The organism is Acidimicrobiia bacterium (assembly GCA_035471805.1).
In the GTDB taxonomy this organism is placed as follows: Bacteria; Actinomycetota; Acidimicrobiia; order Spongiisociales; family JAHEDJ01; genus JAHEDJ01.
Genome location: DATIPS010000049.1, coordinates 1 through 14,243, shown reverse-complemented (window position 1 = coordinate 14,243; position 14,243 = coordinate 1). Strand labels below are relative to the sequence as shown.

The following is a 14,243-nucleotide window of genomic DNA, read 5'->3' as shown; positions in this document are numbered from 1 at the left end:
GAACGGTAGCGCTACGCCAGCGCTGCCAGAAGCCTGTCGTAGCGGGGGGCCAGCACCGACCAGTCAAACGCCGTCAGCGACTGCTTCAACTCCGCCGCCACCGTCATGCGTTCGGCAGGATGCGTGAGTGCCCACCGGAGGCGCTCCTGAAGACCGCCCTCCGGATAGAGCACCCGTTCGTGAAGGGTCTCGGGAAACAACTCCGGGTAGGAGAGCCGGTCGGGCAGCACCGGGAAGGCTCCCGCGTAGGCGGCTTCGACAATCGCTATGCCGAAGAACTCGTGGAGCGCCGTGCTGGCGACGACGTCCGCCGCGCGGAGCAGCCGCACATATTCGTCCTCCGCCGCGAAACCGAAGTGGACGAGGTGGCCGGCAAGCCGCCGCTCGGCTTCCGCGAACTCCTCGGGCATCTGCCGGAAGTTCTCACCGCACACGGCAAGCCTGAACTCGACACCGTCGTCTGCGAGTCCGAACACAGCCCGGAAGAAGGCAGCCGGATCCTTGTCGTGCTCCCAGCGCTGGTTCCACAGGATCAGCGGGGCGCCGTCGCCCCGGGAGGAGGGAACCCGATCGAATCGTCGCAGATCGATGCCGACGTGCAGAACCGCCGATCGTTCCCGGACCTCGCCGACCAGATGCTCATGGGTGGAGTCGGGAAACTGGCGAAGGAACTTGGGCAGGCTCTCGAACACGACCTTCATGTGAAACGCCGAGTTGAACAGAATCAGGTCGGCCGATTGCATCGAGGACCAGTTGACGTAGGCGTACTGGAGGTCGGTGCGCAGTTGCGGCGACCAGGGGTAGGTGAACTGGCTTTCGTGGAGATAGAGGGCTGCCGGCGTGCCGCCCAGCACCCGGCGAGCCGCCCCCAGATAGGCGGGAAGGTCCAGCATGTCGCTCGCCACCACCAGGTCGGGGCGGCCGTTCTCTTCAACCCACAGCTCCGTCTCATGCGCCAGCGTGATTGCGCCGCCCCGCATCCGCCAGGTCCAGAACCTCGCCGGCATCGTCAGAAGGCGGACTTCGTGGCTGCTGTGCGCCGCGTAGCCCTCCGCCCAGACCCGATGCGAGCCGCCGAAGTAGGGCTCAATGAGGAGGATCTTCATGCTGGGAGGCTAGGCGACGCCCATCGTCTGGATCGCCCGTGGCTCGGGCGCCGCCTGCGGGCCGTGTCTCGCCTATATCTCCTGCCGGCCCACCAGGGCCCGGCCGAGGGTGAGTTCGTCTGCGTAATCGAGGTCCCCGCCCACGGGGAGTCCGCTGGCCAACCGGGTCACCCGGACCCCGAGCGGCTTCAGCTCGCGCGCCAGGTACATGGCGGTCGTGTCGCCCTCGATGGTCGGGTTGGTCGCCACGATCAGTTCCTGCACGCCCTCGTTCGGTATCCGGTGCTTGAGCTCAGCGATCCGCAACTGGCCGGGGCCGATACCGTCGATCGGTGAGAGGGCGCCGCCCAGAACGTGGTAGCGGCCGCGAAACTCCTGGGTCTTCTCGATGACCACGATGTCCTGCGCCCGCTCGACAACACAAACGAGGGTGGGATCCCGGCGCAGGTCCCGGCAGATCGAGCATTCCTCTGCACCCGTGACGTTGAAGCACCGGCTGCACAGCCGGACCTGGGTGCGCATGTCGACGATGGCGCTTGCCAGACGCTGCGCGTCGGCATCCTCGGCGTTCAGGAGGTGGAAGGCAAGACGCTGAGCAGACTTTCGGCCGATCCCGGGAAGTCGAGCGAGCTCATCGATAAGCCGTTGAATCGGCCCCTCAAACATCAGCCGAGCAAGCCACCGAGATCAAGGCCTCCGGCCAGCCCGCCGAGTGACTGCTGGGCGGCATCGGCCGCGTTCTTGATCGCCTGGTTGACTGCTGCCACCACCAGATCGCCGAGCATCTCGGGATCCTCCGGATCGATCACCGAGGGATCTATCTCAACCGAGACGATCTCGTTCGATCCCGTCACCGTGGCCTTGACCACACCGCCGCCGGCGCTCCCCTCGAACGTGGCTGAGGCGAGTTCGTCCTGAGCAGCGGCTAGCTGTTCCTGCATTTGCTGCGCCTGCTGCATCAGCTTGCGCATGTCTTGAGGTCGCATTCCCATGGTCAGAGGGTATCACCACTCCGGCTTCAGCCTCGTCCTTCGAGAGGCAGGACGGCTCCGTCCTCACGATGGGCCGGCGACCGGCGGTGCCGGCACCCGACACCTAGTCGTTCTCTACCTCTTCGACAACCTCTGCTCCGAGGAACTCGGACATCAGGCTGGTCGGATCGGTTCCTTCTTCCGGGGCCTCGGCGAGGTCGTCCTTGTCGGGTATCACCGGTACCTCACGGACCACCGGGAGCTGCGGCTCCCCGTCCGTCCGGAACTCGACCGTCACTTCTACACCGAGGAGTTCCGAAGCCTTCGTTGCCACGATCGCCGCCACCACGTTGTCGGATTTCAGCTGTTGCAGGTGAAAACTCCGGTGCTCGGGCAGGTGCATCACCAGGATCGAGCCTTCGACCGCTCCCGGGCTGGATTCGCGGAAGAGGGCATAGCGACGCGAGCCCAGAATGTCCCGAACGCCGGCAACCAGCGCGGGCCAGACGGACTGGAGGTCGAGGAAGGTGACCTCTCCGGTGGTAGCGGCGGGCCCCTTCGAAGCGGCCGCTTCCGGGACCGGGGCCGGCTCCTCAGTCGAATCCTCCGGGGATTCGTCTGCGGCGCCGTCGGCGACCGAAGCAGAAGGAGCAACGACCTCCTCCTCGGGAGCCTTCCCCCGGGAAGCCGGGACGGCAACCGGTTCCGGCGCGGCCGGAAGGGGTTTCGGAACGGGAATCTGCGGTGCTGCCGCCGCACCGGCGGTCATCCGCTTCATGCGCTGCTCCAGGTGTTCGAGCCGGGCGGCAAGCGACGACGGATCGGACGCGACCTCCGGACGGGTCATCTTCAGGAGAGCCAGTTCGATCATCAGCCGCTCTTCCCGGCCTTCTCGCAGTTGAATCAGGGCCTCCGACATGATGTCGAGCACGCGGAGCACGTCGGAAGCAGATAGCTCGTCGGCCACACGCCGCCAGTCGTCGATGACATCTTCCGATTCGTCCACGACTTCGGAGAGATTCGGAGCGTATTTGACGAGAAACACTCCACGGAAGAACGCAATCGCCTCGGCGGCGAACCTGCGGAGATCGGCACCCTCAGCCGACAGGGTCGCCACCATCTCCAGGGCAGACCGGGCGTCCAGGTCGGCCACGGCCGAGCCGAGCCGGCTGTAGACCTCGCGGTCGGCGAGCCCCAGGGCACGGTTCACGCCGGCCACCTCAACGCTCGATTCGCCCAGAGCGGCGACCTGCTCGAGCAAGCTCATCGAGTCGCGCACGGACCCTCGGGCATGCCGGGCAACCGCGACGAGCGCTTCCTCGGACCGCCGATAGCCCTCGATGTCCGAGATGGAGTCGAGGTGCTTCACGAGCACGCCTATCGATACCGGGTGGAAGTCGAAACGCTGGGCCCGGCTCCGGATCGTGTCGAGCAGCTTGTAGGGCTCGGTTGTGGCCAGAACGAAGTGGACGTGTGCCGGAGGCTCTTCGAGTGTCTTCAGCAGTGCATTGCCGGCAGCCTTCGAAAGCATGTGCGCTTCGTCGAGGATGAACACTCGCTTGGCGCCGCCTGCCGAGGCAACGGTCGACACGCTCACCCGCATGTCGCGGATGTCGTCGACACTGTTGTGTGAGGCGGCATCGAGTTCGATCACGTCGAGGGACGACCCCTCCGTGATCCCGACACACGAAGAACACACATTGCACGGCTCTCCGCCGTCCTGGCGATTGGTGCAGTTCAACGACTTGGCGAGGATTCGGGCTGCGGTCGTCTTGCCTGTTCCCCGCGGGCCTGCGAACAGGTAGGCGTGAGCGACCTTGTCTTCCACGACCTCCCGGGCCAGGGTTTCGGTCACATGGCCCTGGCCGATGATCTCCGAGAAACGCTGGGGCCGGTACTTGCGATATAGCGCCTGGTATTCCACCTGAGCGAGCATAGCGACGCCCGGTTCCTCAGCGATCCGAGGAGCCCTGCCGCGGGCTACCGCCGATCAGTTCTCAATAGTGGCGGCAAATGGCCGATACTGGGTTCCTAGGTTGCGCGCGACGGGAAGACAGATAACCGATGGCGACAGATTCGAAACCTGCCGTTTGGGCGGAAGGCCTGGTCAGGCATTTCGGCAAGAAGACCGCCGTCAACGGGGTCGATCTGGCGATCGAACCCGGCGAGTTCTACGGTCTCCTCGGTCCCAACGGTGCCGGAAAGACGACGACGATAAAGATGATCGTCGGGCTACTTCGACCCGATGCCGGTCGTGCAGGGATCGGGGAGTTCGATACGTGGTCGAAGCCGATCGAGGTGAAACGGCGCATCGGCGTACTTCCCGAGGAGTTCAACCTCTACGAGCGGCTCACCGGAGCCGAACTGCTCGATTTCACTGCTGCGACCCACGGGCTGCCGAGAAACGAGGCGTTGCGGCGCAGGAACGAACTGCTCGAGGCCCTCGATCTGGCCGAGGCGGCGCACGGTCTGATCACGGACTACTCGCGCGGAATGCGGAAGAAGGTGGCGCTGGCGGCAGCCGTCATCCATGCTCCGCCGGTCCTGTTCCTCGACGAGCCCTTCGAGGGGGTCGACGCGGTCAGCGCCCGGCTGATCCGCAGTCTGCTGCAGGGCTACACGGAGCGAGGGGCGACCGTGGTGTTCTCGTCGCATGTGATGGAACTGGTCGAGCGGCTGTGCTCGAGAATCGGAATCATGGTCGACGGCGCCCTCATCATCGAGGGACCCCGCCAGCAACTCCTCGACCACTACTCGGCATCGAGTGTCGAGGACGCCTTCCTGGCCGCGGTCGGTGCCGAAGAGACCCCGGGAGGCCTGGATTGGCTCGACGCCTCGTCTGGCTGAAGTGGAGGCTGTTGGTCAACGGCGTCCGCCACGACCGGCAGCGGGCCATCGGGCTACCGCTCGTCCTCACCTTGATCATCTGGGGTGGTTGGTCCCTGTCCCGTTGGTACGGTTCGACCGCCGCCGGTCTATCGGGAGTCAATCGCGGCGAGTTCTCGATCTGGGTGATGGCACTGTTGTGGATCTTGTGGACCACAGTGCCGGTCATCGTGTTCCCGCTCGACGAGACTCTCGATCCCAACAAGTTCTCTCTGATGCCGTTCGAGCGCCGCCAGCTGCTCGGCGGGCTCCTCTCGGCCGGGCTGGTGACTCCACCAATCATCGTCCCTCTGATGCTCCTCGCGGTGACCGCTTTCACCTTCAGCGGCTGGCTCGCCACTCCGGTGACGATCGTTGCGGGCGCATTGATCCTGGCCATCCTCATAGTGAGCGGCCAGGCCTTCACCGCCGTAGTGAGTGCTCTAGTGCGCAGCAGGCGCGGCAGAGACCTGATCATGGTGATCATCGCCGCACTGGGGCTGGCCGGATTCCTGCTGCAGCGGTCGATCGCTGCCGCCGTCGGGGAACACGGCCTGGTCGGAGCGGTTGAGAAGTATCCGCTGTCACCGTTCCGGATCCTCGTCCCGCCTGCCGGGGCCCAGTCTGCGATCCTGTCTGCGCACGCCGGTGACCCCTGGGGAGTCGTATCCGGCCTGGTGATCTCGCTTGGATGGCTGGGGGCACTGCTGGCGTTCTGGTTCTGGATAGTCCAGCGACTCCTCACCACGCCCGAGGTCACCACCGTGTCCCGCCGATCATTCGGCAGAGGCTTCGCCGAGAGCTTCGGATGGTCGACGGTCCTGGTCGTCGCACGCAAGGAACTCAGGTACTACCTGAGGGAGCCGCGCATGCGCATGGTGTGGACCGGGGCGGTCATCTTCCTCGGGTTCCTGGTTGCAGCCACCTTCTTCGGCGACGCCCAACTCGCCAGGGTCAGGGAACAGGAATGGATGCCGCTCCTGGCCCCGATCGTCGTGTTGTTCGTCGGGCTGCCGATTGCGTTGAACCAGTTCGGCTGGGAACGCAGGGCGGCCAGCTTCCTGTTCGCACTGCCTGCCAGCCCGCTCCAGGTTATCGTCGGAAAGAATCTGGCGACCGGCCTCGGGCTTATGCTCGAGGCTTCGGCCGTGTCGATAGCGTTCTCGTTCTACGTGGGCACGGCCCGGTACCTGACGCTGCTGCCGCCTCTCATGCTGACGGCGGTTCTGGCCCAGATGGCGGTCGGAAACGTCGTGTCCGCCGTGACCCCGCTGCGCCTCCCCGACCCGGGCACCGACGTCTTCTCCCAGGCCAGCGAGCAGGGTTGCCTGGCCATCGGGTCGCAGTTGATCGCCTTCTTCGTGATCGGGCTCAGCCTGGTCGTACCGGCCTCGGCGATGACCATCGCGCTCTTCTACACGGATGCCCTTTCGCCCATGCTCATTGCCTGGTTGTCGGTCGTATGGGGTCTCTTGCTGTACGGAGCGGGACTTGCAGTGTCCATCTGGGTGACACGCCGGCGCCTGCCGGAGATTCTGGCTTGGGTAGAGGTTTGATTCGACAACTGCGTCGTCGAATCAAATTGCAGTTCTCGCCGGCGGCGGAGCCGTCGGAGAGAACTGCCGTTATCTGGTACCTGATACCTGGAACCTCGCAGGCCTAGCCTGAGATCATGCACTTGCGCCTTGGAATCGATCTCGACGGAGTGGTCGCCGACTTCAACAGCGGTTGGATCAACCGTTACAACTCCGACTTCGGTGCGGATATCCCCTTCGACGCGGTGGATGCCTGGGACGGAATCCCCTCCCTGACCCACTTCCGGCACATGGGCGAGTTCTGGACATGGGCGAAGGATCACGGCGGAGCGACCATGTTCCGGCACCTGGAGACCTACCCGGGAGCGGTCGAGGCGCTGCGAGCACTGGCACGTTCCGGGCATGAGGTCGTGATCTTGACGCAGAAACCCGACTGGGCGATCCACGACACCTTCGCCTGGATCTCCGAACACAGACTTCCGACGCGAGAAGTGCACATGCTCGACGACAAGTGGCGGGTCGCATGCGACGTTTACCTCGATGACGCCCCGCACCAGGTGGTATCGATCCACCGGGCCCGCCCGGAATCCCTGGTGTGCCGGTTCGTCCGGCCCTGGAATGGCCCCGTACCCGGGACTCGCGACGTTCCGGATTGGCCATCTTTCGTCGATATCGTGCAAGAACTGGCCACCAGGTAGCTGGCATCGTCCTCAGTGGCTAGATTGTCACGAGACGGGCGATCTCCGATTGTCCGCTACAGGAAGGGAGTTACTCCAGCATGAAATCACGTGTTTGGATCGCGCTGGCACTTGCACTGATGCTCGTGCTTGCCGCGTGTGGTGACAGCACATCTGACACCACCGAAGAGCCGACGGCTACGACGGCCACGACGGCTGCACCGGAACCGACGACGACCACGGAAGCACCGACGACCACAACGACCGAGCCTGCCCCGACGGTCGGTTCTCCTGAGAACCCGATCAAGGTGCTGTTCGTTCCTTCGGTCGAGGCAGAGGTGATCGTCACAGGTGGCGAGATCATGAAGGCAGCCCTCGAAGAAGCCACCGGGCTTAGCTTCGAGGTCTCGGTACCTACCTCTTATGCGGCAACCATTGAGGAGATGTGTGCCTCGCCGGAAAACACCATGGGATTCATTCCCGGCCTGGGATACGTTCTTGCCAGCAACCGTTGTGGCGTAGATGTTTCGTTCAAGGCCATCCGCTTCGGCTGGTCCGTGTACTGGGCCCAGATCCTGGTCCCGCGTGACAGCGACATCGACAGCATCGAAGATCTCGAGGGCCTGACCTGGGCGTTCCCGGACACCGGATCGACCTCGGGCTACATGGTCCCGACTCTGATGTTCGACGAAGCCGGCGTTACGCCCGGCGAGCGAGTGGAAGCCGGCGGTCACCCGCAGGCGGCCCTGGCCGTCTACCGGGGCGAAGCCGACTTTGCTACCACATTCTTCAGCCCGCCGCTGACACCGAACTTCGACTGGGCTATCGGCGACAACCCGGAGATCCCGGACGAAATCGTTGATAGTTGCGCCCCGAACGAGGAAGGGTCGCGTCTGTTCTGCGGTCCGGAAGACGCCCAGTGGCGTGTACTGGACGCACGGGCCAGTGCCCGCAACGACGCTCCGGATATCATCCAGAAGGTGAAGATTCTGACCATCTCGCCGGAGATCCCCAACGACACCCTGTCGTTCGGTCCGGAGTTCCCCGCCGACGTTCGCGCCCAGATCGAAGCAGCTCTCACCGCCTTCGCCGGCGAGTGCGAGGACAATGAAGACTGCGCGTGGAATCAGTCGATCGGAAACCAGGACTTCTACGGATGGACGGGCATCGACCCGGCGACCGACTCGGAGTACGACAGCCTCCGCAGGATCGTTGATCTGGTCGGTTACGAACTGGAGGGCTAGGAAAACCCTATCCCTGATGAAACGGAACCGGGCAGGGGTTTGATCCCCTGCCCGGTTCGCGATTAGCTCTCAAAGCGAGCGAGGAAGGACGGCCGCCAGGGCATGCTGAAAGTCGAACACCTGACCAAGGTCTATGACGGAGGGACACAGGCCCTCGAAGACGTTAGCTTCGAGGTCCCCGACGGCCAGTTCCTAGCGGTGATTGGACTCAGCGGGTCCGGCAAGTCCACGCTACTGCGATGCATCAACCGCCTGATCGAGCCTACCGAGGGCCGCATCACCTGGAATGGTGTGGACATCACCAGTGCCTCTCAGGAGGAAATGCGCAGAATCCGCCGGAAGATCGGAATGGTGTTCCAGCACTTCAACCTGGTCCACCGTTCGAAGGTTCTCACCAACGTGCTCCAGGGAAGCCTCGGCTACGTGAACCCGGCTTTGAGCCTCGTCAACCGTTTCCCCAGGGATCAGGTGATCAAGGCCCACCAGCAACTCGCCAGGGTGGGACTGGAAGACAAGGCCGGCCAGCGCGCCGACGAACTGAGCGGCGGCCAGCAGCAAAGGGTGGGAGTTGCACGGGCTCTGATGCAGGATCCCGAAATGATTCTGGCGGACGAGCCGGTGGCCAGCCTCGACCCGGTGCTGGCGCACAGCATCATGCAGTACCTCGAGACGATCAATGATGAGGACAAGGTGACGGTGATCTGCAGCCTTCACTTCTTGGATCTGGTCCATCGCTACGCCGATCGGGCCATCGCTCTCAACGAAGGCAAACTGGTATTCGAAGGATCTCCATCGGAAATAGACGACGCCAAGTTCAAGGAGATCTACGGGCAGGAGGCTGAGCGCGTTGGCTGATAGCAGAGACACCTCGCAGCAGACACTCGAACCGATGCCGGTCACTCCCAAACGAGGGCTCAAGCGCACAGTTCTCCTGATACTGGCGATGGTTTTCGGCGTGATCGTTTACGCCTACGGGTTCGCAGTGACCGACGTCAACCTCGATGAGATCAAGTCTGAGACCCGTCAGACTCAACTGGTTCGGGTTCTCCGGGCCCTTGCCCGGCCCGACATCCTGACCTACGAGCGAATATCTACACCCACCGATACGACTTTTGCGATGCCCTGTCAGGCCGTGGGTTTCGTTGCCGACGAGCCCGACGTTGACTCGCGGCACATCACGGTGGAACCCGCATGCGTTGCACCGGGCGACAAGATCACAGTCCGCGGATTCAATTTCTCGGCAAACGCGCGGGGCACTCTCGTCCAGGTACCGCCGTCCGATGACCCCACTTTGGGTGATCTGGAACTGAGGCTGGCCGAATTCCAGACCGACGAGTTCGGGGATTTCGAGATAGAAGTCAACACTCGTGAGCGAGAAGGCGACGAACCGCAGACGATCAGGGCGATCACCCGGGAGAACATCGGGTCGGTCTTCAATCCGGTGGAGGTAGAGGTAGAGGACGGCAACGGTGTCGTGTCCACCGTCAGATCCCCGCGGATCTCAGAATCCACGAAGAACACCTGGGACCGGATAATCGAGACAGTATTCCTGGCTTTCCTCGCAACCACCCTGGGCACGATCATCGCCGTTCCCCTCAGCTTCCTTGCTGCGCGCAATCTGATGCGGGACATAAGCGTCCCGATGACGAAGTTGGCTCTTCAACTGATCGCCCTGCCGGTTGGGGTCGGAGTCGGCATGCTGGCGGCCGGTTGGGCGAGGGCTATCAGCGAGCAACTCACCGATTCGACATTCCTGGTCATCCTCGGATTGGTGGCAATTCCGATTCTCATGGTCATGGCCTTCCGATGGGCCCTGCCGCCGGTGGAGGAGGAACCGCCGACGCCCTCGGAGCGCGGCATACGAGCGGCAGTCATGTCGGCTGCCTCCGTGGGCGGGATCGTTGTGCTGTTCCTGCTGGCCAGTTTGATGGTGACCGTCGGTGAGTGGCTCGAGCCCCGCTTGTCGGGTTTCGATTTCTTGGGGTCGTTCGTTGCCAGCCTCGGCGACATCCTCAACGCAATAATCACCCTCCTCACCGCGCTGGCGACCGCCGGGGTTCTAATGAACCTCGCAGGCAAACTCGGCATGTGGATGAAGGGCCACCTTCCTGCCGGTTTCATCAAAGTGTTCCGGGTCCCACTCGCCGCGACTTCCGGTGCGCTGCTGGCCGGCCTCATCGGAGTTGGGATCGGTTCGCTCTACCAGATCACTGATCCGTTGAAGGTCTACTGGGTGCCGGGGGGTGTGGGGGCCGCCATCGGACTCATCCTGGCTATGCGCGCCTACCAGCGCGAGCAGATCGGGATCGGGTTGTCGGTCTACTACATTGCCCGAACCGTTTTCAACGCAATCCGGTCGATAGAGCCACTGGTCATGGTGATCGTGTTCGTTGTCTGGGTGGGCATTGGACCGTTCGCAGGGTCTCTCGCCCTTGCACTGCACACAGTGGCCGCACTCGCCAAACTCTATTCAGAGCAGGTCGAGAGCATCCTGTCGGGACCGATCGAGGCCGTGAAAGCATCGGGCGCAACGAGGATCCAGACGATCGTTTATGCGGTGATCCCCCAGATCGTCCCGCCGTACATATCTTTCACCTTGTACCGCTGGGATATCAATGTTCGCATGTCGACGATCATCGGGTTCGCCGGCGGTGGCGGAATCGGCTTCCTGCTCCAGCAGAACATCCGGTTGCTCAACTACCAGGCTGCATCGGTGAACATGCTGGCCATCGCGGTGGTCGTTGCTTCGATGGACTACCTGAGCTCCCGGATTCGTGAGAGGATCGTCTAGGAGTTGTTGCGGCCGGCTGCAGCACTTGGTTCCAGGTTCTGAGCTCCAGGCTCTAGGTTGTCCCCTATGCGGTTGATCAAACGGGAAGAGCGCGAGTCGCTGGAGAGGGAGTTGCTCTCGCCCGAGGCGACGCTGTCCTCGGAGTCGAAGGGTCGCGCAGTCGAAGAGGAACCGGATGAATACCGGACGGCTTTCGAGCGCGACCGGGACCGCATCCTCCACTCCAAAGCCTTCCGTCGTCTGAAACACAAGACCCAGGTTTTCCTCAATCCAGAGGGCGATCATTTCGTCACCCGCCTGACTCATACCCTGCAGGTGACTCAGATCGGCCGGGCGATGGCGGTACCGCTCGGCCTGAACGAGGCGTTGACCGAAGCGATCTGTCTCGGACACGACACGGGCCATTCGCCGTTCGGGCATACCGGCGAGGACGCCCTCTCACCGTATGTAGATGGAGAGTGGCTCCACTCGAAACAGAGCGTGCGCCTGCTCACCGTGCTCGAACCTCTCAACCTGACCTGGGAGACCCTCGACGGAATCCGCGCCCACTCGTGGAAAGTCGAGCCGCCCCCCAACACGCCGGAAGGCTACTTGTGCCGGTTCGCGGACCGTATCGCCTATCTCACCCACGACGTCGACGACGCTCTCCGAGCCGGGGTTCTCAACCGACGGGACATTCCGAAGGACGCCATGGACACCTTCGGGGAACCCGGCGCGGAGTGGATCGACTCGATGGTACGTGCGGTCATCGACGAGTCGCTGGAGCAGGGCAGGGTGACGATGCGTCCGGAGGTTCTCACCGTCATGGGCCGGTTCAGGGACTTCATGTTCGAACGGGTCTACCTCGGAGCGCACGGCGAACGGCAGAAGCACGCGGCGATATGGGTCATCCGCGATCTGGTCGACTACTTCGTCGAGCATCCGACCGAGGTTCCGGCCACCTATCGGATCGAAGACACCGACTTCACCGACCGCGCCATCGACTACGTCTCGGGTATGACCGATCGCTTCGCGCTGCGTCTGCACGACTCGCTGTTCCGGCCGGAGGGAATCGCGTAGGAGGAATCCCGGGTTGTGGGGCTTTCGCAATTCGCACGCCGCCACGTGCTCTCCCGAGCGAACCGCACCCACACACTCCTCCCCCGGCACCAGACGGGGGAGGTGGCGGCAAGCCAATGCCTGCCGGCAGAGCGGAAAACCGAAACACGGACACCCACGCGTTCCTCCCCCGGCACCAGACGGGGGAGGTGGCGGCAAGCTAATGCTTGCCGGCGGAGGGGGCAACCAGGAGCACAAGACCATCCGTGAAGGTCAGCAGACATCTCCGTGCCACAGAGAGGCGGTTCGTCCGGGTCGCGAAATGGCCTAGCGGACCACTTCGGAGGACGCCTTCGGCAGGCTCAACTCGAAGACACTCTCGCCGTTGTGGACGTAGGTGAGGTCCCCGCCCATGAGGCGGGCGAGTTGACGTGAGACGGCCAGACCGAGACCGACCGAGGCGGGTTGCTGATCCTTGCCGGTCTCCCGCTCATAGGGCTCGAAGATCCGCTGCCATCGATTTCGCGGAATTCCTTTGCCGTCGTCGCACACGCGCACGTAGACCCACTCCGGTGCTGCCTTGATCTCGATCCGCACGTGGTCGCCCCCGTAGCGGAGGGCATTGGTGAGGAGATTGCGGACGATTTGCCGCAGCCGGGCCGGGTCGGCGAGCGCCTTGACATCGGGGGCCGAGTCAACGTCGATCTTCTGGCCGATGCTCCGCTCCCAACCCTCCAGCACCTGGGCGACCTGCGCCCGGACATCGACCCGGACCTCGATGACGGAGAGTTCACCGATCTGTTCCCGCGCCGCGACGAGCAGATCGTCGACGATGCCGGACAGGTCGAACGCTTCCCGGGCGAGGGCGGCGATCAGACCGTCTACTTCCTGCTTCGACAGGTTGCCATCGCGCAGTACCTGCGAGAAACCGACGACTGCGGTCAGCGGGGTCCGGAGTTCATGGCCAACGCTGGCCAGCAACTGGGTCCTCGCCCGGCTCTCCTCGACTGCACCCTGGAGGATGACGTCCTGCCTGGCGCGTGCCGCCCGGACGGAGTCACCCACGACGGCGAGAACGACGCCAAGTGCCGCGAGGAAGATGAGCGCCGCTCCCATGCTCAGATAGAGACGGGTCGAACCTTCGGCCGAGGTGACTGCCGAGAAGTAGACGGCGGCTATCCACGCTGCGAAGTAGCCGACCATCAACATTGCCCGGTTGGTTGGAAGAATCATCAGAGCCGCCGCCAGGAGGTAGGCAAACGGCCCGGCGATCAGTGCCGGACCGCCGATGACGATCACGGCCAGGGAAAGCGCCGTCGCGTCGAATGCCAGCCGGAGGAAGGGTTTGCCGGCCCCCCTTCTCCTCTGCCACAGGGCATCCGCGGTTGCCGCAACGGCGAGAGCGACGGCCAGCCAGGCTCCGCTCCGGAAGTCCCAGGAAGAGGCAAAGATCGCCAGTGCGGCGGCGCTCGAAGCTGCGGTGAAGGCGCGCACCAGGTGAAACGTCGAGGAGACATCAGCAAAATCGACTACTGACTCGCCGCGACGCACCGATTGCGACAATACGGCCTGTGTCATACTTTCTATGTCGGCAGACACCGGGGCAAAGCAAAGGCTTTTTGGTCAACTCCACAAATGGAGGCGGGGTCGCTCCGATAGCACGTTCCGGCTTGGAGTTCGTCCGGCGTAGGATCACCGACGAGCTACGAACAAAGGGAGCAACGGATGTCCGAATTCATCGACCGCGGCGCAGTGAAGGTGATCGAGATCATCGGGATCTCGGACAAGAGCTTTGAAGACGCCGTCTCGCAGGGAGTGGCCAAGGCCGCGGAGACGGTGAAGAACATCACCGGAGTCGAGGTGACCAACCAAACGGCCAGAGTCCACGAAGGCAAGGTCGTGCAGTTCCACACAACCCTGAAACTGGCCTTCGCAGTCAAGTAACCCCTCTCCAAATCCCCGTTTTCGCGCGAGATTCGGCACCTATAGGTGCCGAAGGTCGCGCGAAAAGGCAGT

The 14,243-nt window shown here is 63.4% G+C and carries 13 protein-coding genes; 8 read left to right on the top strand and 5 right to left on the bottom strand.

The features are described 5' to 3' along the window. Positions 1-11: 11 nt before the first annotated feature. The 4 genes from VLT15_09525 to dnaX form a co-directional block, all read right to left on the bottom strand. Positions 12-1,106, bottom strand: a complete 1,095-nt coding sequence (locus VLT15_09525; protein HSR45456.1) for a DUF3524 domain-containing protein — start codon at positions 1,104-1,106, stop codon at positions 12-14. A 72-nt stretch (positions 1,107-1,178) separates the two neighbouring features. Continuing rightward, positions 1,179-1,772, bottom strand: a complete 594-nt coding sequence (gene recR / locus VLT15_09520; protein HSR45455.1) for a recombination mediator RecR — start codon at positions 1,770-1,772, stop codon at positions 1,179-1,181. Further along, positions 1,772-2,098 carry a YbaB/EbfC family nucleoid-associated protein gene (locus tag VLT15_09515; protein HSR45454.1) on the bottom strand — a complete coding sequence of 109 codons (327 nt, stop codon included), beginning with the start codon at positions 2,096-2,098 and terminating at the stop codon, positions 1,772-1,774. The genes recR and VLT15_09515 overlap by 1 nt, the downstream gene beginning before the upstream one ends. A 103-nt stretch (positions 2,099-2,201) precedes the next feature. Then, positions 2,202-4,013 carry a DNA polymerase III subunit gamma/tau gene (gene dnaX / locus VLT15_09510; protein HSR45453.1) on the bottom strand — a complete coding sequence of 604 codons (1,812 nt, stop codon included), beginning with the start codon at positions 4,011-4,013 and terminating at the stop codon, positions 2,202-2,204. 128 nt (positions 4,014-4,141) lie between these two features. Here dnaX and VLT15_09505 point away from each other — a divergent pair, with 128 nt between their 5' ends. The 7 genes from VLT15_09505 to VLT15_09475 all read left to right on the top strand — a co-directional run bounded on the left by VLT15_09505 (position 4,142) and on the right by VLT15_09475 (position 12,248). Continuing rightward, positions 4,142-4,924 (top strand): ABC transporter ATP-binding protein, encoded by a 783-nt coding sequence (locus tag VLT15_09505; GenBank protein HSR45452.1) that lies wholly within the window; start codon positions 4,142-4,144, stop codon positions 4,922-4,924. Continuing rightward, positions 4,900-6,498 carry a hypothetical protein gene (locus VLT15_09500; GenBank protein ID HSR45451.1) on the top strand — a complete coding sequence of 533 codons (1,599 nt, stop codon included), beginning with the start codon at positions 4,900-4,902 and terminating at the stop codon, positions 6,496-6,498. The genes VLT15_09505 and VLT15_09500 overlap by 25 nt, the downstream gene beginning before the upstream one ends. A 116-nt stretch (positions 6,499-6,614) precedes the next feature. After that, positions 6,615-7,175, top strand: coding sequence for a hypothetical protein (locus VLT15_09495; GenBank protein ID HSR45450.1), 561 nt, complete (start codon positions 6,615-6,617; stop codon positions 7,173-7,175). 80 nt (positions 7,176-7,255) lie between these two features. Beyond that, positions 7,256-8,398 carry a phosphate/phosphite/phosphonate ABC transporter substrate-binding protein gene (phnD, locus tag VLT15_09490; GenBank protein ID HSR45449.1) on the top strand — a complete coding sequence of 381 codons (1,143 nt, stop codon included), beginning with the start codon at positions 7,256-7,258 and terminating at the stop codon, positions 8,396-8,398. 102 nt (positions 8,399-8,500) lie between these two features. Beyond that, complete coding sequence (gene phnC, locus VLT15_09485) at positions 8,501-9,253, top strand: phosphonate ABC transporter ATP-binding protein (protein HSR45448.1); 753 nt, start codon at positions 8,501-8,503, stop codon at positions 9,251-9,253. Then, positions 9,246-11,189 carry an ABC transporter permease subunit gene (locus VLT15_09480; GenBank protein HSR45447.1) on the top strand — a complete coding sequence of 648 codons (1,944 nt, stop codon included), beginning with the start codon at positions 9,246-9,248 and terminating at the stop codon, positions 11,187-11,189. The genes phnC and VLT15_09480 overlap by 8 nt, the downstream gene beginning before the upstream one ends. A gap of 66 nt (positions 11,190-11,255) precedes the next feature. Further along, positions 11,256-12,248, top strand: a complete 993-nt coding sequence (locus VLT15_09475; GenBank protein ID HSR45446.1) for an HD domain-containing protein — start codon at positions 11,256-11,258, stop codon at positions 12,246-12,248. A gap of 306 nt (positions 12,249-12,554) precedes the next feature. Here VLT15_09475 and VLT15_09470 read toward each other — a convergent pair whose 3' ends face one another. Then, positions 12,555-13,805, bottom strand: coding sequence for a HAMP domain-containing sensor histidine kinase (locus VLT15_09470; GenBank protein HSR45445.1), 1,251 nt, complete (start codon positions 13,803-13,805; stop codon positions 12,555-12,557). Positions 13,806-13,952: 147 nt separating this feature from the next. Here VLT15_09470 and VLT15_09465 point away from each other — a divergent pair, with 147 nt between their 5' ends. Next, complete coding sequence (locus tag VLT15_09465) at positions 13,953-14,171, top strand: dodecin family protein (protein HSR45444.1); 219 nt, start codon at positions 13,953-13,955, stop codon at positions 14,169-14,171. Positions 14,172-14,243: the final 72 nt, after the last annotated feature.